General features: G+C 65.5%; 21 protein-coding genes, 1 tRNA gene and 1 rRNA gene. 10 read left to right on the forward strand and 13 right to left on the reverse strand.

The annotated features are described in order from the left end of the window. The 3 genes from CFB46_RS04150 to CFB46_RS04165 form a co-directional block, all read right to left on the reverse strand. Positions 1-312, reverse strand: a 16S ribosomal RNA gene (locus tag CFB46_RS04150); the annotation flags it as partial. Positions 313-884: 572 nt separating this feature from the next. Continuing rightward, complete coding sequence (locus tag CFB46_RS04160) at positions 885-1418, reverse strand: cytochrome b (RefSeq protein ID WP_089499338.1); 534 nt, start codon at positions 1416-1418, stop codon at positions 885-887. Further along, positions 1415-2503: a catalase family peroxidase gene (locus CFB46_RS04165; RefSeq protein ID WP_089499339.1), complete on the reverse strand. Its 1089-nt coding sequence runs from the start codon at positions 2501-2503 to the stop codon at positions 1415-1417. Before CFB46_RS04165 ends, CFB46_RS04160 begins: the two co-directional genes overlap by 4 nt. A 158-nt stretch (positions 2504-2661) precedes the next feature. Between CFB46_RS04165 and CFB46_RS04170 the strand changes: the two genes are divergently transcribed. Next, entirely contained in the window at positions 2662-3183 is a 522-nt protein-coding gene (locus CFB46_RS04170) for a sigma-70 family RNA polymerase sigma factor (RefSeq protein WP_089499340.1), read from the forward strand. Continuing rightward, on the forward strand, positions 3180-3938 hold the full coding sequence (locus CFB46_RS04175) for an anti-sigma factor family protein (protein WP_089499341.1): 759 nt from the start codon (positions 3180-3182) through the stop codon (positions 3936-3938). Before CFB46_RS04170 ends, CFB46_RS04175 begins: the two co-directional genes overlap by 4 nt. A 403-nt stretch (positions 3939-4341) precedes the next feature. Here the strand turns inward: CFB46_RS04175 and CFB46_RS04185 are convergent, their stop codons facing one another. From CFB46_RS04185 to CFB46_RS04200, 4 genes are all read right to left on the reverse strand, one after another. After that, complete coding sequence (locus CFB46_RS04185; RefSeq protein ID WP_089499343.1) at positions 4342-4929, reverse strand: hypothetical protein; 588 nt, start codon at positions 4927-4929, stop codon at positions 4342-4344. A 141-nt stretch (positions 4930-5070) separates the two neighbouring features. Beyond that, positions 5071-5388 (reverse strand): hypothetical protein, encoded by a 318-nt coding sequence (locus tag CFB46_RS04190; RefSeq protein WP_089499344.1) that lies wholly within the window; start codon positions 5386-5388, stop codon positions 5071-5073. Positions 5389-5403: 15 nt separating this feature from the next. Further along, a complete protein-coding gene (locus tag CFB46_RS04195) occupies positions 5404-6303 on the reverse strand; it encodes an Imm72 family immunity protein (protein ID WP_089499345.1) in 900 nt (299 codons plus the stop codon). A gap of 16 nt (positions 6304-6319) precedes the next feature. Next, positions 6320-6823 (reverse strand): hypothetical protein, encoded by a 504-nt coding sequence (locus CFB46_RS04200; RefSeq protein WP_143751583.1) that lies wholly within the window; start codon positions 6821-6823, stop codon positions 6320-6322. On the opposite strand from CFB46_RS04200, the gene CFB46_RS35080 reads away from it, so the two are divergent. Then, the gene (locus CFB46_RS35080; RefSeq protein WP_143751584.1) at positions 6824-7042 is read left to right on the forward strand and encodes a hypothetical protein; all 219 of its coding nucleotides are present in this window, start codon (positions 6824-6826) and stop codon (positions 7040-7042) included. It abuts the gene before it with no gap. 328 nt (positions 7043-7370) lie between these two features. On the opposite strand, the gene CFB46_RS36305 is transcribed toward CFB46_RS35080, so the two are convergent. Further along, positions 7371-7511, reverse strand: a complete 141-nt coding sequence (locus CFB46_RS36305; RefSeq protein WP_227789693.1) for a hypothetical protein — start codon at positions 7509-7511, stop codon at positions 7371-7373. A gap of 586 nt (positions 7512-8097) precedes the next feature. Between CFB46_RS36305 and CFB46_RS04205 the strand changes: the two genes are divergently transcribed. Further along, positions 8098-8174, forward strand: a tRNA-Val gene (locus tag CFB46_RS04205). Between the two features lie 309 nt (positions 8175-8483). Continuing rightward, positions 8484-8996, forward strand: coding sequence for a DUF2628 domain-containing protein (locus CFB46_RS04210; protein WP_089499347.1), 513 nt, complete (start codon positions 8484-8486; stop codon positions 8994-8996). Between the two features lie 102 nt (positions 8997-9098). Here CFB46_RS04210 and CFB46_RS04215 read toward each other — a convergent pair whose 3' ends face one another. Beyond that, entirely contained in the window at positions 9099-9980 is an 882-nt protein-coding gene (locus CFB46_RS04215) for a sigma-70 family RNA polymerase sigma factor (protein ID WP_089499348.1), read from the reverse strand. Then, on the reverse strand, positions 9980-10456 hold the full coding sequence (locus CFB46_RS04220; protein ID WP_089499349.1) for a carboxymuconolactone decarboxylase family protein: 477 nt from the start codon (positions 10454-10456) through the stop codon (positions 9980-9982). The genes CFB46_RS04215 and CFB46_RS04220 overlap by 1 nt, the downstream gene beginning before the upstream one ends. A gap of 580 nt (positions 10457-11036) precedes the next feature. Between CFB46_RS04220 and egtB the strand changes: the two genes are divergently transcribed. The 5 genes from egtB to CFB46_RS04245 all read left to right on the forward strand — a co-directional run bounded on the left by egtB (position 11037) and on the right by CFB46_RS04245 (position 14704). After that, a complete protein-coding gene (gene egtB / locus CFB46_RS04225) occupies positions 11037-12263 on the forward strand; it encodes an ergothioneine biosynthesis protein EgtB (RefSeq protein WP_089499350.1) in 1227 nt (408 codons plus the stop codon). Next, positions 12247-13260 (forward strand): L-histidine N(alpha)-methyltransferase, encoded by a 1014-nt coding sequence (egtD, locus tag CFB46_RS04230; protein ID WP_089499351.1) that lies wholly within the window; start codon positions 12247-12249, stop codon positions 13258-13260. Before egtB ends, egtD begins: the two co-directional genes overlap by 17 nt. Positions 13261-13552: 292 nt before the next feature. Continuing rightward, a complete protein-coding gene (locus CFB46_RS04235) occupies positions 13553-13858 on the forward strand; it encodes a hypothetical protein (RefSeq protein WP_089499352.1) in 306 nt (101 codons plus the stop codon). Positions 13859-13894: 36 nt separating this feature from the next. Next, the gene (locus CFB46_RS04240) at positions 13895-14149 is read left to right on the forward strand and encodes a hypothetical protein (RefSeq protein ID WP_089499353.1); all 255 of its coding nucleotides are present in this window, start codon (positions 13895-13897) and stop codon (positions 14147-14149) included. 186 nt (positions 14150-14335) lie between these two features. Then, on the forward strand, positions 14336-14704 hold the full coding sequence (locus CFB46_RS04245; RefSeq protein WP_089499354.1) for a hypothetical protein: 369 nt from the start codon (positions 14336-14338) through the stop codon (positions 14702-14704). Between the two features lie 246 nt (positions 14705-14950). Here the strand turns inward: CFB46_RS04245 and CFB46_RS04250 are convergent, their stop codons facing one another. The 3 genes from CFB46_RS04250 to CFB46_RS04260 form a co-directional block, all read right to left on the reverse strand. Next, positions 14951-17977 carry a type III restriction-modification system endonuclease gene (locus tag CFB46_RS04250; protein ID WP_089499355.1) on the reverse strand — a complete coding sequence of 1009 codons (3027 nt, stop codon included), beginning with the start codon at positions 17975-17977 and terminating at the stop codon, positions 14951-14953. Then, positions 17977-19995, reverse strand: a complete 2019-nt coding sequence (locus CFB46_RS04255) for a site-specific DNA-methyltransferase (RefSeq protein WP_089499356.1) — start codon at positions 19993-19995, stop codon at positions 17977-17979. Before CFB46_RS04255 ends, CFB46_RS04250 begins: the two co-directional genes overlap by 1 nt. Before the next feature lie 345 nt (positions 19996-20340). Beyond that, positions 20341-21468, reverse strand: coding sequence for a porin (locus CFB46_RS04260; RefSeq protein ID WP_089499357.1), 1128 nt, complete (start codon positions 21466-21468; stop codon positions 20341-20343). Positions 21469-21659: the final 191 nt, after the last annotated feature.

A 21659-nucleotide genomic window follows, 5' to 3' on the forward strand; every position in this document is an offset into this window, starting at 1 on the left:
GTGTGGCTGGTCGTCCTCTCAGACCAGCTACTGATCGTCGCCTTGGTAGGCCTTTACCCCACCAACTAGCTAATCAGCCATCGGCCAACCCTATAGCGCGAGGCCCGAAGGTCCCCCGCTTTCATCCATGGATCGTATGCGGTATTAATCCGGCTTTCGCCGGGCTATCCCCCACTACAGGACATGTTCCGATGTATTACTCACCCGTTCGCCACTCGCCACCAGGTGCAAGCACCCGTGCTGCCGTTCGACTTGCATGTGTAAGGCATGCCGCCAGCGTTCAATCTGAGCCAGGATCAAACTCTTCAGTTCAAACCTGTTACTGTTTTCGGTTCCGTAGAACCGGTCGCTCACTCAAAGCTGACAGGAATATGAATCACTTCATAAACCTGACTTACTTTAGTGTGAGACTCTTGATACTTTCGCTTTCTGATCCGAGGATCAGCTCGCTTCCATCAAGCGCCCACACTTATCGGCTGTTAATTTTTAAAGAGCATTTCTGCGAGAAACCTGAAGTTTCCCAGCAGCGCTGCGTTTTCAGCAGCAGAGAAGCGAGATTATTAACCGTTTTTTAAAACTCGTCAACAACTTTTTTAACTACTTCGTTGCGACGACTGCGGTTTAATTTCGTGTGCACTGGAATCGATAAAACCGACTTCAACAGCACCGCTTCCCTTCTTCCCCCGCGCCGCGTTTCCGTTAGCGCGAAAGAGGCGTGATTCTATGCATCTGCCCCGGTCTCCGCAACCCCCTTTGTGAAATATTTTTGACGAGCCGTGCCGGGGACCGCTGAGCCTTCCAAGTGCTCATATATAGGCGACACGGCAGCGCGGCCTCGGCCGCCCTTGAACAGCCCCGCCGTATCGAACGCAATCTTCCGTCGATTACCCCCCCACCATCGCCCTCACCACGCCGTCCCGCCGAATCAGCCCGTGATACAGCGCCGCGGCAAAGTGCGCGAGGAACGTCAGGAAGAACAGATACGCCAGCACCCGATGGGCGACCCTGAGCCACGCAAACGTCACCGGATCAGCCGACACCAGCGCCGGGAGCTGCACTCCGCCGCCCAGCGTCACCGGATATCCGCCCGCGGACAGCATCGCCCACCCGATCAGCGGCATCGCCACCATCAGCGCATACAGCACGAGATGCGACCCGTGCGCGGCCACCTTCTGCCACCCCGGCAAATCGTCGGGCAACGCCGGCGGCTTCGACAGCATCCGCACCACGATCCGTACACACACCAGCACCAGCACCGCCACACCCAGCGGCTTGTGAATCGCCACCAGGATCTCGTGCCGCGCGGAAACCGACGCCACCATCCCCACCCCGATGAACAGCATCGCGAGGATCATCGCGGCCATCACCCAATGCAGCACCCGCGCCGGCAAGCTAAACGTCGTCGAAGCCTTCATCATCGTCCCTCCCCACTCAATCGCGCCACGCCCGCCACGCCGGCCTCTTCACTCGTGCGACGCAGATACGAATCCGCATACGCGGCCGAGCGCGCCGCCAGCAACGGATCGCCCGACACCTGGATTCCCTGCGGCAGCACCGTCGGGTCGTAATTCACGTCGCGGCACGGGCCGCTGTCCTGCGCCTCCACGCGATCGAGCACGAGCGTTCCCGCATCGATCGTCGTGCGCTGCGCGGGCCAGATCTTCGTCGCGTCGTCCACCGGGTCGCCGGGCTCCGCCAGCGTGACCAGCAACTTCCACTTCTGCGCGCCGGCCGCGATGCGCTGCGTCACGTCCTGCTGCAGCACGTTCGGATCCGCGGCCGTCGCGACATCGCCGGCGCCGGCCGTCTGCTCCGGCACGACGCGCCACCGCACCGCCTGGCGCTTGCCGGCCGCGTCGACGAAGTAGAACGCGTTCAACCCGTAATAGCTTTCGGTGACGTAACTCGCGCTCGGTTTCGCACCCTTCACCCATTGCAGGAAGGCGCCCGCCTCCGGATGCGCGCTGAAAAACGCCTTCACCTTCGCCGGGTCCGGCTTGCCCGTCTTCGGATCGGGCCGGGTCGCGAGCGTCTGCTGATAGAACGCCTGCGGCGTCGCCACCGGAAACACCGGCATCGCATTCATCCCGGTCCGCCATTGCTCACCGTCCGGCGCGGTGAGCTTCAGCGCGAGGCTGCGGATCGGCACGCTGCTGTCGGGCGCGTACGGATTCCCGCCGGGCAACGCGAAGCGCCCGACCACCGGCGTGCGCACCGCCTTGAAGAACGGCGCGACCGAATACGCGCTCGCGGCGCCGTTGCCTTCGAAGTAGCCGGTCACGCACACGCCCTTCGCGTGATTGCGCCGGAAGCCGGGATGGACGCCGCTGTTGGTCTGCAGCGCGTCGACGAGCCGGTGCGGGGTCAGGCGCGCCGGCGCGAGCCACCCGCCGGCATAGCCGAACGCCGCGGCCACGCCGGCCACCGCGCCGCCGATCACGGCCCAGCGCCACCAGGCGCGCCCGGGCTCGCGCTGCGGCGAAGAAGAGGAAGATTGCTTCATGAATGCGCTCCCGATCGTCAGATCATTGTCGAACGCGCGTAGGACGCCGCCCGCGCCGCTTTATTCCACGAAAAGTTTTTTCGTATGCTGGAGGGAATAATCGGTGCCGACCGGCGTCCTACGCGGCATCCACGACCCTTTCGGCAACCGGCCCGGCCATGCCCTCCACCGCCCTCGACGACGAAGCATTGCGCGAACTCATCCCGAGGCTGCGGCGCTTCGCGCTCTGGCTGGCGCGCGACGTCCACGCGGCCGACGACCTCGTCCAGTCGACGCTCGAGCGCGCGCTGTCGCGCTGGGCGAGCCGTCGCGACGACGCGTCGCTGCGCAGCTGGCTCTTCACGATCCTGTACCGGCAGTTTCTCGACGGCAAACGCAGCGCGAAGCGCTACGCGTGGTTGCTCGGCCGCATCCGCGACGACGACGAAGCGCACTGGCCGTCCGCCGAACGCGAATTCGCCGCGCGCGCGACGCTCGAAGCATTCGGCCGGCTCCCCGACGAACAGCGCAGCCTGCTGCTGCTCGTCGCGGTCGAAGGCTTCACCTACCAGGAAGTCGCGGACCTGCTCGACGTGCCGATCGGCACCGTGATGTCGCGGCTGTCCCGCGCGCGCCAAGCGCTGCGCCAGCTCGGCGACGGCGAACTTCCCGCTCCCTCCTTGCGGCTGATGAAGAAATGAACATGCCTCCGAACGAACACGACCTTCAGGCCTATGTCGACGGCCAGCTCGACGATGATGCGCGTGCCGCGGTCGAGCGCTATCTCGCGCTGCATCCGGCGCGTGCCGAACAGGTGAAGCAATGGCAGCAGGACGCGCAGCGGTTGCGGGCCGCGCTGGAGAGCGTGCGGATGCCGGCGGACAACCCCGCGCTGGATCCGGCGGCGATTCGTGGCCGGCGGGCGGAGCGCGCGCGCATGCGGTTCGCAATGGCGGCTTCGTTCGTGTTCTGCGTCGGGCTCGGGACGTTCGGCGGATGGCAGGCGCGCGGCTGGAACGCACCGCCGCCCGTCGCGCCGATGAGCGATGCGGTCGAGGCTTACCGGATGATGGTGGTCGATCGGACGGCCAAGGTCGACTATCGGCCGAACGGTGCGGGCGATTTGCAGGGGTGGCTCACCAGGCGCGTCGGGGCGTCGGCGAAGCTGCCGGATTTGAGCTCGGCGGGGTTCACGCCGGTCGGCGGGCGGTTGTTCACGACGGACAGCGGGGCTACTGCTGCGATGGTGCTCTATGAGGACGAGGCAGGACGGACGCTGAGCTTCTATCTGCGGCCGGCGGAATCGGAACATCGGCTGCTGCCGAGCGGGCAACGCGTGGATGGCGCGCTGCTCGCGCGGTATGGGTCGGTGAACGGGCTCAACTATGCGGTGGTCGGGCCGGCGGGGAGTCTTGGCGAGAAGGCAGTCGTGCAGGCGCTCGATCAGCAGACTTGAGTGGTAGGATGCGCGCCCGGTTGGCGGTTGGTGGTGGCCGCCAGCGCCTTTGTGGCGCGGCTTGGCCGGCCTAACGGGTGCACGCTCACCGCTCGAATGCACAGCGTTTCGGGTTGTTTTGGGCGTCGATATCCACAACCGGGGTGACTGATCGGCCATCTTTGCCAGGTTCGACTGCGCTCACCCGTCGAGTACACAGGGTTTCGAGTGGCCTCGAGTGGACGATATCCACAAGGCATTCGACTCCCGGACGTCACCGGCGATTCGTTCGTTGCCCTCTTTCATTGTCGGCAAAGCCTTGCCGAGCAATGCATTCAGGCCAACGAGCCCATCGAAACGGGGATGCTCACCGGTCGGATGCACAGGGTTTCAACTGGATCGTGCGCCGGTTGTCCACATACGCCTATCTCTTGCGCTCCACGAACGCACGACCGTCGTAGCGATACTCACGTGTTGCTGGACCTGCATCGTCGATGTTGGTCCACGAGACCTTGAAGCCCATGGGATCGTCGATCCATTCGATCGCCAGGTAAGGCGATCGATTATCCCCGTCGGTGTCGAGCGACACGCTATCCAGACAGCTCTGCACCGGCATTGCATAGCTCGACGCCGCCGCGTCGCCATTGATCTGCAGGACGTACAGCGTACTTTCCTCGCCCGCGCCGCAATAGCCCATCGGGTTGCGACTCGACGACTGGTTCACGACGATCAGCACGAACTCCTTGCCGTCGATGGTTCTCGAACTCGCCGACGGGAAGCCGATGCTCGACGCAGACGCGACGGCCCGACGCAGGGCGACCGGCAGCCGTACCGCGCTCGTGCGGTGACGCCCGGCGTCGACCTCGACCAACCGCTTTTCGTATTGCTGCAGTTCACGTCCGTTCGAGAGCCGGACCGATGCGGGCGCGTCGACTGCCGCGAATGCCGTTGCGGCGGTCGCAACGGCCGCGATGCAGAAGGTCCACCAGATGACCGAAGACGTGATCGACATGGAAAATCCCTGCGAAGTGCGACGTTCTAGCATGGGGAAAGAAGATGTATCTGCATGATTCGCATCACCGCTCACCGATCGAGCGCACAGTGTTCCGATCTGTTTCGTGCGCCGGTTATCCACACACCGCCGCGCTCCAGATCACTTCGTCCCGAATATCCCGAGAATCTCGCCGGTTTCCGGCGCGATGACATAGTGAATTGACTTCCCGAGCCGGTTTGCGTTGCCCAGCGTGCGCATACCCGGAATCAGCTTCGCCACGAACATGACGGTAATGACATCGTCGTCGGGCCCCGGAGCCACCGTGGATGCCCTTTTATCCGTGATGCAGATCTCGAAGTTGCGCAGATCCTGCTCGGTCGTCGCAAAGTCTTCGTAGGCAGCCTTCAGGCCCAGCAACGTCGCGGTGTTGAGCGTGACCGAACACCGGTCGATCGTGCCGCAATTCAACGTGCTCATCGTGTTCTCCGAATATCACCGGGTCTGGGCCTGGTCTGCGTGCAACGCCTGTGGTGACTCGAGGAAATACTGCGATTCGTCGGGAACGATGCCATCCGTATACCGCCGGTCCTCCCATAGCAATTGCCAGCGCACGCGGATGTTCCATCCCGTGTCATGGTTCCTGAAGTACGGCGCACGAACACCTCGCACTAAATAATTGAAGCAACCAGCGTTGCGCATACTGCGCGCGCCGACCGGCACGATGCCCAGCCACTTCAATTGCTCGACTGCGACGGGCTCCCAGATACCGTCGCAAGGCACCTTCTCGCCAGACCTGATCACCGGGCCCACGGCTTCCGGCACCTCGGGCAACGCTTCCGGAAACACAGGGTACGGAAGCGTGTAGAAATTGTGCTCATACGCATTCGGAGACAGCAGCAGCGCCGCCGAGCCTAGATGCGCGAGGTCGGTATATCCCGGCTCGAACGGTGCATGCTCCATCTGGTATTCCGATGCGTGCAGCAACCGGGCCAGCGTGTCGATCTTCGGCGGATACGGGGCAACTTGCGCACCGCGGTCCCAGTAATCGGGATGCGGGAAGAAATACGCGTTCAAATGGTCATACCGGCTCGACGCGTGCTGCAGCGGCCCGCGGCGCAGCCACACGAGCCGGTTTCCTCGGGCGAGTTCGATCAGCCCGCGATCGTAGGCCGCGAGCATTTCGGTGATGATCGGCAGATGGCCGGGATGGAGCGGCTCCGGATCGTCGTCGGGCCACGTGTTCACCGCATGCTCATACGCGTTCGCGAATCGCGCGAACGCCTCGCGCTTGCGCGTCCAGAGCGACAGGCTCGTCACGCGTTGAAGCAGCCAGAAAATCTTGCGCCGGGTGGCGTCGCCAGTCATGTCGTACTGCACGATCATGTCCGTCACGATTGCTCCGTCGCGCTCATGTCGGCGTGTCGTCGCGGTCCAGGCCGCTGCGCTTCAACACCTCCCGCAGGCATACCGGACACACACGCTCACCGGCGTCCCACAGCCTCACGAACGTCGCCCGATCGTCGATGCGGAACGTCGATTCAACGATGTCGATATCCGGCCCGAGCACCTTGCGCAGAAATGCTTCGTCGAACCAGTGCTTCGGTTCGTGCTTCATGCTGCCATTCGTCACCTGAACGACATGGCAATCGTCGCGGAGCACGTCGATCGACAGGATCGCCGTTTCGATATCCGGCGATGCCCGCGTCGGCAGGATCAGTCCGTGAAGCTCGCATCGCGCATGATCCGAAGGCCATTTCGCATTCGCCGCGACAACGGACGTATCGAACGCCTGTTCCTTCGTCGTCGGCTTATGCGGTGTCTCGCCGGAGCGCACGAGCAGTTCGTCGAGGCATGCCGAACACAGATGGACGCGCAAACGCTCCAGCGCCGCAATCTTCGGAAACGCCTTCACGTGCGCAACGTTGTCGATGAAAGTCGCATCGACCTCGTGTTCGTCGAGTTCGGCACGCCGCATCCACATTTCACGGCTGTATTTCGGCCGGTCGAGCGAAACCTTCACGAGTTCGCCGGACAAGAACTGCCCGCGCTGCCGGATGCGCGCGGCAATGCCCGTCGACGTCGTGATCCCGTTATCGAATCCGTGCCGATGACAGACAATCGGCCCCATTAGCGGCTCCGGTTGCGGTCAGCGCTCGTGGCGCCCTTGTCCTGCTTCGGTTTCATCGCGTCCTTTATCGTCATCGACGGCTCAAAGTTCGAAATCGACCGTCATGCGTCGCGATCGTCCGAGTCAATCCATTCGACTGTAAGCGCCAGCAGCTCCGGCAAATTGCCCGGGCCACCGTAGCCGGCAAATTCGGCGCGGGTGGCGCGAACCGATACCCAGTCCGACTCGTGACGCTCTCGATGCCGTGCGCGTGTTCCCACACGCCATCGCAGTGAGATTGTTACCAGCGCTGCAGCGCAGTCAAAGAATCGGTCATGGACACCTGTGCCTGTCAGTTCACCCGGCTCCCCCCCGTGGCGAGCCATCCAGCGATCGCCGCGATGTCTTCGTCGGAAAGTTGCGCGTCCCGATCGACAGAAACACCGTAGTCGATATCGAGCGCGTCAAGCCGGGTCAACGAAGAATCGGTCATGTGCCGTGAGCCTGCCCGTCGGGGTTTGCATCCTGGATGCCGGCGATTCTACAGACATGACGGCTCACGCATCGCTCGATGCGCTTCACAGCGTTCCGCTTCGTTCATCCGGCCGCTGCACGCAGTGCATATCTTGAGCGGATCACAGTCGACGGACTGTGCTTATCCAAAGGTGTTAACAGGGTTCGTATATATACGTAGTGGTAGTTAACAAGCGCTGTGCCTCACAGTGGATAACCTCCGTAACGTACTGAATTCTCAGCGCGAAGCGAAATGCATAACCGTGGGCGCGCGACGTGAACAACGATCGGCAGCACAGAACAACTTTTCGTCGATCCACGACTGCGCCGACATATCCTCAATCGTTCCACTGTGAATCCAGAGACTTCCCGGACGGTTATCCAGAGGGCAATGTGGATAACACCACAGCACATCGACGCGTTTTGCTGTGATGCGAACAGATGAAGTCGACGCTGGCGGCATCGCCACGCAACATCAATCGTCAGCCCTCGTGCGGCCGTTTCAAAAAATTTTCACGAAGGGGCTTGTGCTCCCCCAAAACCCTCTCTATAATTCGCGGCTTCTTAGGCTCGTAGCTCAGTTGGTTAGAGCACCACCTTGACATGGTGGGGGTCGTTGGTTCGAATCCAATCGAGCCTACCAACGAACAAAATGAAGGGGTCCGGCAGCACAACTTGCCTACAGGCAACGCGGCTCGCCAAACATACGAACGCCACGCGGCAACTTCGCGTGGCGTTTTTCTTTTCCGGTCCGAAACAACGCATGAAGCCCCGATGCGTTGCGTGATACACGGCCCGGCATCGCATCGTCATCGACCATCCGATCCGCCACACAACTGCCGCCGCACGGCGCGTAGAATCGTGTGCGCATCGACGCGGCGGCTTCGCCCGTCGCCCGATTTCCACCCATCAGAACAACGACGCGCGATCCGCGCAGCCGAGAGCACACATCATGTCCGAGGTCACGACCGCCGAATCGTCCGCAAGCAATGACGAAATCGCCGCTTACGTCGGCACGAAAGCCGCCTGGTACCAACGAAAGTGGGCGATCGCCGAATCGCGCAAGAGCCGGCAGTCGTGGAACTGGGCCGCGTGCGTCCTGGGCCCGGTCTGGTTGGCGTATCGATGCATGTACTGGCAGGCGGCCGCCGTGCTTGCCGTCACGCTCGGCATCACGATGGTCGAGTTGCTGTACTTCCCCGGATACTTCGAATCGAGCGTGCTCGACCCGGCCACGATTGCGATCGCGGTATCGCTCGGCTGGTACGGGAACGGCCTCTACAGGACGCACATCGCACGCAGGATCGAAAAACTGCGCCCGACCGCGACGTCCCGCGAATCGTTTCTCGCGCTGCTCGAGGCGCAAGGCGGCACGAACTGGCTGGCGGCGGCCGGTTTCGCCGTCGCGACGCCGCTGCTCGGCGTACTGATGTTCATGATGGGCCACGGAGGCGCGATGTACTGATCGTGGTAGCCGGCGAGCATTGACGCAGGGCGGAAAGAAGCGGGCGGACGGCGCCGTCGGCATGCATCGGCATATCGCATACGGCGTATGCCCGTGCCGCCCTCAATGCAGATGCTTCAATTTGTCAGGATTACGCACGACATAGATCGCGACGATCTTCCCGTCGTCGATCTCGAGCGCAGTCGTCTGCAGCTCGCCGTCTGCTTCCAGCGTGACGAAACCCGGCAGCCCGTTGATGAACCCGGCCCGCACGAGCTTCGACGCATGCGTCGCGAACAGCTCGGCCAGGTACGCGTGCACCCGCATCACGAGTTCGAAGCCGAACACCGGCTTGCCCGCCGCAGTACGCTTGCCGCCGCCGTCCGAATGCAGGCTCACGTCCTCGGCGAGCATCGCGCCGAGCGCGCGCATGTCGCCGCTGCGTGACGCCGCGAAGAACGCTTCGGCCAGTTCGATCCCGCGCTGCGTCTCGACATGAAAACGCGGCCGCGCCTCGCGCACGTGCGTGCGTGCCCGCGCGGCGAGCTGCCGGCACGCGGCCGGATCGCGCTGGATCGTCGCGGCGACTTCGTCGAATTCGAGGCCGAACACATCGTGCAGCAGGAACGCCGCGCGTTCGAGCGGCGAGAGCCGTTCGAGCGCGAGCAGCAGCGGCAGCGTGACGTCGTCCTGCTGGTCTTCCTCGACGACCGGCTCGGGCAGCCACGGGCCGATATAGGTCTCGCGCTGGTGCCGCGCGGACTTCAACTGGTCGAGGCACATGCGCATCACCATGCGGCGCAGGAACGCCTCCGGCACGCGCACGTCGCTGCGGTCGACGTCCATCCAGCGGATGAACGCCTCCTGCACCATGTCCTCGGCATCCGCGACGGAACCGAGCATCCGGTACGCGACGCGGATCAGCGTGCGGCGCAGCGGATCGAAGCTCGCCGCCGCGTCGGCGCGTTCGTCGGCGCTGCCGTTGCCCGGGTCGAGGTTCGACATCAGGCCACCATCTTCGCGGCGGCGGCCTTCGCTTCGGCCGGGTCGACCCACAGCCCGAAGCCGACGGCGAGCCGGTTCCAGCCGTTGATCACGTTGATCATCACCGCGAGTTTCACCTGTTCCTCCTCGCTGAAATGGTCGTTCAGCGCCGCATAGGCCGCGTCGTGCGCGGCGTGGCCCTCCGACAGCCGCGTGAGCGCCTCGGTCCAGCCGAGCGCCGCGCGTTCGCGGTCGGTGTAGCAGGGCGCTTCGCGCCACGCGGACAGCAGGTAGATGCGCTGCTCGGTCTCGCCTTGTTCGCGCGCCTCGGCGGTGTGCATGTTAATGCAGTTCGCGCACGCATTGATCTGCGACGCGCGGATCTTGACCAGCTCGATCAGCGTCGGTTCGAGGCTCCCGGCGGCGGCGACCGACACGGTCATCCAGTTCTTCATCAGCGCGGGGGCGGCGGCAAACGGATTGAGTTTCGCAGTCATGGTGGCTTCTCCTTTCGTGTGGGTTCCGCTGATATGACGAGCGAGCCCCCCGCGTGTGTGACATCGATGCAAAAAAATTTTCGGAACCGTCGAAGCGGGCAGCGGCACGCGAAGGGCGGAGCCGTTGAGCAGCGCGCCAAAGGATGCTATATCGAGGTACGAATGGGGCGCAGGGCGCCGTTCCTCCGCCGAACGCGCGCCATCGACCTTTCACGCACGCCGTGCGGTTGTCACCGGACGTCAGCAGTGCGCCATCGCGGGCACGTGTATTGCACCATCGGCCAAACCCGGCCACACAACGGGCGCCGGCGGTTCGTTACACGCGCGACGCCCCCATCGAGAATGCTTTCATTTTTCTTTCGCCTTTGTTTCATCCGAAATCCGATTCGCGACGTTCACATTTCTGGACCATACTGTTCTGCACGGGCAGATGAAGTGAAGCCGCATCCGCGGCCCGGCGCGCGCGCCGGCTGCCCGACGACGCAGCAGCAGATCGCACGTCAGCCGCGCGCACCCCAGCGCAAGGCTTTCCCTTTTCCGGCAACGCAACGCAGCGAATCGCGACGTGAACGGTAAACCGATGAGCCTCCTTGCATCACAGCTTCAGCGCCGTTACCAGGACGTGCGCGCCCACAGCCTCGCGTTGACCGCGACGCTGTCCGCCGAAGACCAGGCCGTGCAGTCGATGCCCGACGCGAGCCCGACGAAATGGCACCTCGCGCATACGACCTGGTTCTTCGAAACCGTCGTGCTGATGCGCCGCGTGCCCGGCTACGCGCCGTTCGACGACGCATTCCAGTTCCTCTTCAATTCCTATTACGAAGCGCTCGGCCCGCGCCATCCGCGACCGCAGCGCGGGCTGCTCACGCGTCCGTCGCTCGACGAGGTGCATGCGTACCGGCAACACGTCGACGACGCGATGCTGCGCACGCTGGCCGAAGCCGATGCGGCGCGGCTCGATGCGATCGCGCCCGAGCTGGTGCTCGGCCTGCATCACGAGCAGCAGCACCAGGAGTTGATCGTCACCGACATGCTGCATGCGTTCTCGTGCAACCCGTTGCGGCCGGCATTCCGGCCCCGCACCGGCGCCGAGACCGAATGCGCGCTCGCCGCGGGCGACGCCGGCCCGCTGCGCTGGCTGCCCCAGCCGGGCGGGCTCGTCGAGATCGGCCACGAGGGCGACACGTTCTCGTTCGACAACGAACGGCCGCGTCACACGGCGCTCGTGCGGCCGTACGAGATCGCGAACCGCCTCGTGACGAACGCGGAATTCGCGGCGTTCGTCGCGGACGGCGGCTACACGCGTCCCGAATTCTGGCTGTCCGACGGCTGGGCCACGGTGCAGCGGGAAGGGTGGCAAGGGCCCGCGTACTGGATGCCGGACGACGACGATGCGGCCGCCACGCGCGTGCGGCGCACCTTCGGCCTGCACGGCGTCGAACCGCTCGCGCCTGACGCGCCGGTGTGCCACGTGAGCTTCTACGAGGCGGCCGCGTATGCGGAATGGGCCGGCGCGCGGCTGCCGACCGAATTCGAATGGGAAACCGCATTCGCGGCCGACGGCATCCGCCAGATGCTCGGGCATGTATGGCAGTGGACGCGTTCGTCCTACGAGCCGTATCCGGGTTTTCGGCCGCTCGCGGGTGTGGCGGCCGAATACAACGGCAAGTTCATGGTCGGCCAGCAGGTCCTGCGCGGCAGCAGCATCGCGACGCCGCCCGGGCACGAGCGGCCGACGTACCGCAATTTCTTTCCGCCGGCGGCACGCTGGCAATTCACGGGAGTGCGACTTGCGCGAGACGTCTGACCTGACGGCCACGAGCGGTGGCCTGCAACCCGCCCGCGATGCGCGGCCGAGCGCGTTCGAGCGCGACCTGATCGACGGACTGTCGCGCACGCCGCGCAGCATTTCGCCGAAATACTTCTACGATGCGGCCGGCTCCGCGCTGTTCGACCGCATTTGCGAACTGCCGGAGTACTACCCGACGCGCACCGAGCTCGGCATCCTGCGCGACCGCGCGGCCGAGATCGTGCGGCGCGTCGGCCCGCATGCGGACATCGTCGAATTCGGCGCGGGTTCGCTCGAGAAGATCCGCGTGCTGCTCGACGCGTTCGCGGGCAACTACGCGAACGCGCCGGCGCGCTACGTGCCGGTCGACATCTCCGCCGACTACCTGCACGTCGCGGCCGCGCGGCTGCGCTCGGCCTATCCGTGGCTCGACGTCGCGCCGCTCGCGGCGGACTACACGAAGGCCGAGCAACTGGCCGAGCTGACCGCAACGCCGCGGCGGCGCATCGGTTTCTTTCCCGGTTCGACGATCGGCAACTTCTCGCCGGAAGAGGCCGACACGTTCCTGCGCGACGCGGCGCGGCTGCTGCGCGGCGGCGGCCTGCTGGTCGGCGCGGATCTCGTGAAGAACGAGCGCACGCTGCATCACGCGTACAACGACGCGCAGGGCGTGACCGCGCAGTTCAACCTGAACCTGCTGGTGCGCGCGAACGCCGAACTCGGCGCGGATTTCGACGTCGATGCGTTCTCGCACTGCGCGTTCTACGACCGCGAGCGGCAGCGCATCGAGATGCATCTCGTCAGCGACGTCGCGCAGACCGTGCACGTGCGCGGCCACGCGTTCAGCTTCGAAGCCGGCGAGCGCATCCACACGGAGAACTCGCACAAGTTCACGATCGACGGCTTCCATGCGATCGCGCGCCGCGCCGGGTTCGAACCCGATACCGTGTGGACCGACGCGGACAACCTGTTCAGCGTGCACTGGCTGCGCAGCGTCGACGATATCCGCGCGTGACGCGCGCTGCCGCGAACCGCTCGCGCCGCAGGTGAGGGCGGTTCGCTTCCCCATGCACCGGCGTATTCGATCCGATCGCCGGTTTCGTGCCGAAAAATTCCCTTTTTACCGACCCGATGCCTCGCTGCAACGGTGTCTGGAATGCCGCCTCTCCCTTGCCCTATAAGGCTTTGCGGACACCTGTAAACGTCCGTTACCTGTCTCGCATACCCGTTTCACCTGTGTCAGCGCCCCGTGCCTAGACTCCGAACCGTAGTCCATACGACGCACGACACGTGCAGGGAGTCGCGAAATGAGCAAGAAACTTATTCTCGGTGCAGTTCTCGGTGTAGCGGCGCTGGCAGCCTCGGGCGTCGCATCGGCCCACGTCGACCTGTCGGTCGGCATCGGCGTGCCGGGCGTCTACGCGGCGCCGGCGCCCGTCTACGTGGCGCCGCCTCCGCCGGTGATGTACGCGCCGGTCGGCTATCGCGATGACGGTTGGCGCGGCGACGGCTGGCGTCAGCGCGAATGGCGCGAACACGAGTGGCGCCGCCATGAATGGCGCGAGCACGAGTGGCGCGATCGCGGCGGCTGGCGTGGCGGCCGCTGGGACTAAGCGGCCCGATCGATCACCCAAGAGGAGAGTGAAAACATGATGCCCGTTCGCTACATCAGGCTGTGTGCCGCCGCCACTGTCGTTGCGCTCGCAACGATTGGCAGCGCGCATGCGGCGGGCTGCATGAAGGGCGCGGTGGTCGGCGGTGTGGCCGGACACTATGCGGGGCACCACGCCGTGGTCGGCGCCGTCGGCGGCTGTATCGTCGGCCATCACATGGCGAAGAAGCAGGCGCAAGAGCAGGCCGCGCAGCACAAGGCCGCCGCGCAAGGCATGCAGCCGGCGCAATGAGCGCCTCGTCACCGGTGCGACGCCACAGCGTCGCACCGGTGCTTCGCTCCCGCGTTCATGCACGCCCCGGATTGATCCGACGAATGCGTGCCGCACGCGTCGTTACGATCCTTTACAACGTTGTACTGCGCGAATTTTGCGCGTTCATAAAATGCAGTCACGCAAACGCGCTCATGGGAGCACAAGATGAAACAGCAACGATATCTGTCCGTCCTGACGGCCGCGCTGCTCGCGCTCGGCTCGGTGTCGGCCCATGCGGCGGCCGGCGGCAATGGCGGGGGCAACGGCGGCGGTCATGGCGCAGGCGGCTCGGGCGGCAACGCAGGCGGCATGTCGGGCGGCCACATGAGCGGCCAGGCGCTGAGCAACTCGAACGGCATGCACGCGGGCGACCGCGACAAGGGCCTGTCGCGCGCGGCCGACCGTTCCGACACGATTGCCGATCGCGCCGGCACGCAGCCGGGCCGTGGCCACTCGCACGCGCATGGCCATACCGCGCATGCGTCGACGTCCACGCATCATTCGCAGCGCAATGCATTCGGCCGCACGCTGTAAGCGTAGCCTGTGAAGGCACGAGAAGGGCGCTTCGGCGCCCTTTTTCATGGTGAAAACGCAACGTGTCCGCCCCGCGAAAAACATCGTGCCGACCCGATTTGCAACCAGCCGTAACGGCGTCGCCCGCATGCGAGAATGCGGATTGCTTTCACGCGGATGACGGAACGGGCGAAGAGCGGCTCCCGGCACGCTCGATAAAGGCCGGGCCACGCCGATAAAAAGGGCGGCTCGTCGCCGCCCTTCGTGTCACCGCCGCGCGCCCGCCGGCGCCGCCGCGGGTTCGAACAGCGCCTCCGCCTGCCTGACGCGCACGAAGCGCGCCGCGCCGTCGCCATCGGTCAGCGCACGGAAATGCGCTTCGCCGCACGCGAGCTTCGCGCGCTCGTGCTCGCTCGGCACGTGGCCGTCCGCATTCGGCGTATCGACGACGAAGTACAGCCGCTCGCCGCCGTCCTGTTCGGCGAGCACGGCCCAGTCGGGATGGTAGCTGCCGAGCGGCGTCTGCACGCGGAACCATGCCGGCAGCCTCGCGTACAGCTTCACGCCGTCGTGCGCTTCGAGCGCATCGGCGAACGCGCGCTCGGCGTCCGTCTCGCACACGACCGCTTCGTGGATCGACTTGCGCGCGTCCGGCCGCAGATTGCGCAGGTAGCCGGTCAGCGCTTCGCTCTCGAACGATTCGAGCGCATGCACGTGGCGCTCGCCGAGCTTGCGGTACGCGATGCCCGCGACGAGCGCGAGCCGCTTGCAGCGGTTGATCGCGTCGGCCGCCACCGAAATGAACTGCTGCGGATTCACGCGGAAATCGTCGAGCCGGCCGCTGTCCGCCAGGATCGTCGCGAGCGAACGGCGCGTGAGCTGCGTACGGTCCTGCAACTCGGTGAGCAGGTCGGGCAGCGGCAACTCGCCTTCGTCGAGCAGCACCGTGCCGGCGCCGGCCACCTCGATCGCCTCGATGCCGGCCTGGCCGATGTCGATCTCGGCCTTGCGCCACTGCAGCCGCGCACGCGCGATGTCCGGCGCGGCGCGCAACGCGGCCGTGCAGTCGTGCACCAGCTTTGCGTTGTCGAACTCGACGCGGTACACGGTGCGATGGCGGATGCGATCCCACAGCGCCCGGAAATCCTCGCCGAACACGACGGCCTTGCCCGACGCATCGCGCCGCAACGCGATCGCACGGCGCTCGTCGGCGTTGCGAACCGCGAAGCGGCCCGACAGCTTGCGCAGCGTCGCGACGATCGGCGCGCGCAGCCGCTCGAACGCATCGGGCAGCACGAGTGCGCTCTGGCGCAGCGCATCCTTCAGCCGGTCGAGCACCTTGCCTTGCGCGTCGACGTAGCCCTGTTCGTGCAGATGGTTCCACAGCACGCGCGACAGCTCGATGCCGAGCGCATGCGCGGGGCCGCCGTCTTCCTGCACCGGCAGCGCCGCGAACTGGTGCTCCTCGACGATCCCGAAACGAATGCCGGTATCGGCCTCGATTTCCTTCTGCAGGTTCTCCGCGAACGACTCGTAGCGCTCGGTCGCGATCACGGTGAGCGTGTTCACGCCCGCGTCGCGCACGCGTTCGCCGTCCTGGTCGACGGCGAGGCGCAGCCCGCGGCCGAGCGTCTGGCGGCGCTCGCGCTCGGTCTGGATGTCGCGCAGCGTGCAGATCTGGAACACGTTCGGGTTGTCCCAGCCTTCCTTCAGCGCCGAGTGCGAGAAGATGAACTTCAGCGGCGTGTCGAACGACAGCAGCGCTTCCTTCTCGCGCATGATGAGGCCGTACGCGCGCTCCGCGTTCTCGCGGGCTGCGGCGCTGCTCTCGCTCGTGTCGGTCCAGCCGCCCTTGCGGTCGATCGAGAAGTAGCCGTTGTGCGCACGCTCGACTTCGAGGGCCACGTCGACGCCGTCGAACAGCGCACGGTAAGCCGGCACGCGCGCCGCGCGCGCATATTCCTCTTCGAAGATCAACGCGTAGTCGCCTTTCACGGGCATCCCGTTCTCGTCATAGCGGCGATAGCGCTCGACCGAATCGACGAAGAACAGCGACAGCACCTTCACGCCGCGCTCGGCGAGGCGCAGCTCCTTGTCGAGATGCTCGCGGATCGTGCGGCGGATCATCTCGCGCTGCACGGCAAGCGTGTCGATGTCGCCGAACGCCTCGCCGAGCGACAGGAACGCCTCGCCCTCCGGATGGCGCAGCTCGACGTACTCGGCGCCCTTGACCGCATGCACTTCGCCGATCCGCAGCCCTGCGTACAGCGCGCGCTTGGTCAGGCGCTCGAGATCGTCGCCGTCGGTGGCCGACACGATCTGGCGTTTCACGCCCGCGGCCGTCGCAATGTCGAGCTCGACGCGCGCGCTGATCGCGCCGCGCCGGTTCGACACGCCGACGAGCCGCACATACGGCTTGTTGTGCGCATCCTCGACGATCGCCGACGCGATCTCGATCTGCTTGACGAGCTTGCGCTCGTACGCGTCGACCGCGTCGAGCCGGTACACCATGTGGTGGCGGTCGACGTGCGTGGCCGAATAGCGCAGCGTGCAGAGCGGCGCCATCGCGGCGAGCGCTTCGCGGCCGCGCCCCTCGAGGCCGCCGTCGACGCTTTGCGGCTCGTCGACGATCACGATCGGCCGCGTCGCGCGGATCAGGTCGATCGGCTTCTCGCCGCCGGTCTTCTCGCTGTCCTTGTAGAGGTTGTTGATCTCTTTCTTGTTGATCGCGGCGACCGTCATCACCATGATCTGGATCGCCGCGCTCGCCGCGAAGTGGCGCACCTGGCCGAGCTTCGCGGAGTCGTACAGGAAGTAGTCGTACGGCACGCCCGCGTACAGCGCGCGGAAGTGATCCTCGGTGATCGACAGTGTCTTGTGCACGCCTTCCTTGATCGCGATCGACGGCACGACGATCACGAATTTCGTGAAGCCGTAGCGGCGGTTCAGCTCGAAGATCGTGCGCAGGTATACATAGGTCTTGCCGGTGCCCGTCTCCATCTCGACGGTGAAGTCGCGCGAGCCGGGCAGGCCCGACGGCGGCAGCCCGCCGCGCAGCTGCACGTCGGCGAGATTGCGCGCGAGCGCGTCGTCGGTCAGCGACAGCCGATTGCCGACGCCCTGCTCCGATACCGCGAAGCCGAGCGAGCCTTGCGCCGCGGCCGTCGTGCCGGGCGCGGCGTTCGCGAGCACGCTGAAGTCGCCGCGATACGATTCCTGCCCGCGAAACAGGTCGCAGACGGCGTCGATCGCCTCGCGCTGGTAGTCGAGATCCGCTTCGAAATGCAGCCGCATCACAGGCTCCGCACGCGCTTCACGCCGTGCTGTTCGAGCAGCGCGGCGAGATTGAGCTTCGCGACGTCGTCGACGAAGCCGCTGTCGCGGAACAGGCACGTGACGTCGCGCGATGCGCCGGTCGCGTCGAGCAGATCGACGATGCCGTCGGCGAGCGGGCCCGCGTCGTCGCGCGAGATGCGCGCGTCGAAGCACGCGACGATCGCACGGCCGATCAGGTGCACCGTCTTGCCGGCCACCGGGTGATGCTCGACCGGCGTGCACAGGTCGAGGCCGAGCTTCAGCGTCAGCTCGGCGAGCAGGTCGTCCTCGGTGCGGCCGGTCTTCACGTGCTCGACGGATGCGAACAGCGCATGGTCGAAGTCGTCGCGGCGCGGGTCCCACTCGATCACGTTGGTCGTATCGAGCCGGTACACGCGGAAGCCGAGGTCGCCATAGCTTTCCGGATAGTCGCGCGCGACCTGCTGCGCGGCGCGGCGCAAGCGTTCCTTCGTGATTTCCGCCAGCGTCGGCGGCTTCTTCAGCTTCGCGCAGAAATCGGCGGCCGCCTGCTGCGTCTTGTCGCGGCGGTCGAGCGTCTCGGGCAGTTGCACGAGGACGTAGCGGCGCGCGCCGCCGTCGGTCGCATTCACCTGCATCACCGCGTGGCCGGTCGAGCCGGAGCCGGCGAAACAGTCGAGCACGATGTCGTCGCCGCGCGTGCACCAGCCGATCACGGCCGCCGCGAAGTCGACCGGCTTCGGCAGGTCGAACGGGATGCCGAGCGTCTTCAGCAGCGCGTCGTCGGAGCCGGCGAAGGGCAGCACCGACGGCACGTTCTCGTACATGTTCTCGTCGAGGTAGTAGATCCGCTGCGGCTGCGTGGTTTCATCCGGGCCGAATTCGATCTGGCCGCGCTCGAGCAAGGCCTGCATCGTCGCGGGCGGGTTGCGCCAGCCGCGCGCCGGCATCGCGCACGGCTTGCCGGTGACCGGGTGGATCAGCGGCGTGAAGTATTCGTCCGGCGCCTTCTTCTTGTTCGGCCAGGCCATCGACACGAGGCGGTACACGCGGCCTTCCGCCGACAGCCGGTCGTACATCACCTCGCCGCCGGACAGATTGGTCTGCGCCTTCATCCACGCGCGGTACGCCTTCTGTGCGTCCTTCGGGTTGCCGCTGCGGTATACCGCGTCGTGCGCGGCGTCGAGCATGCGCTGCGCATTGCGCTTCGGGCGCTTGAGCGGCGCCTGTTCGAGCAGCGTCTCGGCGTTGCGCGCGAACAGCACCAGCGATTCGTGCTGGTACGCGACGCCGCGCGCGTCGCCCTTCGGGTTGCGCTTGTCCCACACGGCCACGCCGAGCTCGTTTTCCTCGCCGAAGATCTCGCGCAGCATCAGCACCAGCGCATGCACTTCGTGCTCGTCGATGTGCACGGCGATCAGCCCTTCGTCGGACAGCAGCGCGTGCGCGAGCTTCAGGCGCGGATACATCATGTTCAGCCAGTCGGTATGGAACCGGCCGTTCGCCTCGGTATTGGTGCTGCGCTTCACGCCGCCGTCGGTCTGGCCGGTCATCGCCAGGTAGTGGCGGATGCTGTCGCTGAAGTCGTCCGGATAGACGAAATCGCTGCCGGTGTTGTACGGCGGGTCGATGTAGACGAGCTTCACCTTGCCCGCGTAGCTCTTGTGCAGCAGCTTCATCACGTCGAGGTTGTCGCCCTCGATCACGAGATGGCGCGTGTCGTCCCATGCGACGCTGTCGTCGGGGCAGGGGCGCAGCGTGCCCGTCGACGGCGTCAGCGCGGCCTGGCGCGCGCCGCGCTTGCCGTGCCAGTGGAAGCCGTAGCGCTCGTCGGCGTCGCCGACCGTGCGTTCGCCGATCAGCGCCTTCAGCACGTCGATGTCGACCGACGCGCCGTCGGGGCCTTCGGTCACGAGTTCGGGGAACAGCGCCTTCAGGCGCGCGACGTTGTCGGCGGTGAAATCCGTCGACATCGCCTGCGGGCTGGCCGCATCGAGTTTCTGCATCGTCTTTTCCATCGGAGCCCGGCCGCGCGCGCCAGGACGTCGGGCGCGCTCACGGCACCGGCGGCAATGGCCGCCCGGGCAAACCCGAAACGCTAGCGAGTCGGTCGGCGCAGGTCAAGCGCCGATGTGGGGCGAGCATGCGTGCATCCCCCGCGATCGCCCGCCGGACGGGCCGCGAGCGGGTTCGGGCCGGTTGTCGCACAGCCGGCCGGTGGGCGCCGCACAGGTGTCCGGCGGCAGTCCGAAGAGGACGAAAAAAGGGCACGGTCGACGCAAAGCGCCGGCGTGCCCGCATGGAGAATCCCGGATGGAGGGTGCGGCGGGGCCCGACGGCCCCGCCCGGGTAGCCGCCTCAGGTCAGAAGCGCGTCCGGATGCCCGACGTCAGTTCGAGCTGGTTCTTCGCGCCGAACGTCGACGCCGCCGTGTAGCCGCCGTGCAGCTTCATGTAGTCGCCGGCCAGGTACACCTCGGTGCGCTTGCTCAGGTGGTAGAACACCGACCCGTAGATCGTCTCCTTGAAGCCGTTGGCGACGCCGTTGGTCAGGCTGAACGCGCCGAGGTTGGCATTCGGCGTGAAGCCGTCCGCGTTGTTCGCGGCGTTCTTGATGCGCATCTGCTGGTAGCCGAGCTCGTAGTCGAGCGCGCCCTTCGGCGCGATCTTCATCGACACCGTCCACGAATCGTCGTGACGCTGGCCGAGCGCGCCCTGGTCGCCGTTGTAGCGGAAATAGCCGGCATTCAGGCGCACGATGTCGAACGTGTAGTTGCCGCCGACCGAGAACGTCTGGTTCCGGAAGCCGCCGTGGTTCACGTGGTTGTAGAAACCCGACACGTTGAACGGCCCGCCGTTGTAGCCGAGCGCGGCCTGGTACGCGGAGCCGGTCGCGAACTGCGTCGAGTTGCTGAACTGATAGCCCGCGCTCGCGAAGATGCCGTTGCTGAACAGCTTCTTCCACGCGATGCCGTTGTTGTAACGCGTGCCGGTCGGGCCGGCCGCGTAGAAGATCATCTGCTTGAAGTTGTTCGAGTTGGTCCAGCCGCCTTCTTCGGTCGACAGCTTCGCGGAGCCGTACGCGTCGCCGTAGATTGCCGACGCGTCGCGCGCGATCGTGTTCTGGAAGCCGGCCGTCAGCTTGCCGAAGCGCTCGTCCTCCACGCCGACCCACGCGTCGCGGTCGAAGATCTGGCCTTCGTCTTCCATCTGGCCGTTCGCGACCACGAATTCGCTTTCGAGGCGGAAGATGATCTTCGTGCCGCCCCCGATGTCTTCAGCGCCTTTCAGGCCCCAGCGGCTGCCGCTGAACCACGGCTCGCCATCGTTGCCCATGCCGATCACGTGCTTGCCGTTTGCGTCGGCGTGGGTCCGGTAGGTCGGAAAGCTCAGGTCCATCAGGCCGTAAAGCTGCACGCTCGACTGCGCATGCGCGTGGCCGGCGCACAGGCCTGCCGCCGCGATGGAAAGTGCAAGGGTTTTTTGTTTCAAGATCGTCTCCTCCGAGCTGCCGCATTGAAATCTGGTCGTTGGCAGTACGTAATGTATGCCGACTCTTGCCGGCCACAGCGAGAGGGCCGACGCATAGCATCGTAGAGGGTGCAATCCTTCACGACGCTTTCCCCGACGCAAGAATCGGATCGGTGAAAACACCGAACGCGCAATAATCGTGGATCGGGCAG

Origin of the sequence: Burkholderia sp. HI2761 (assembly GCF_002223355.1) — a bacterium.
Taxonomy (GTDB): Bacteria; Pseudomonadota; Gammaproteobacteria; order Burkholderiales; family Burkholderiaceae; genus Burkholderia.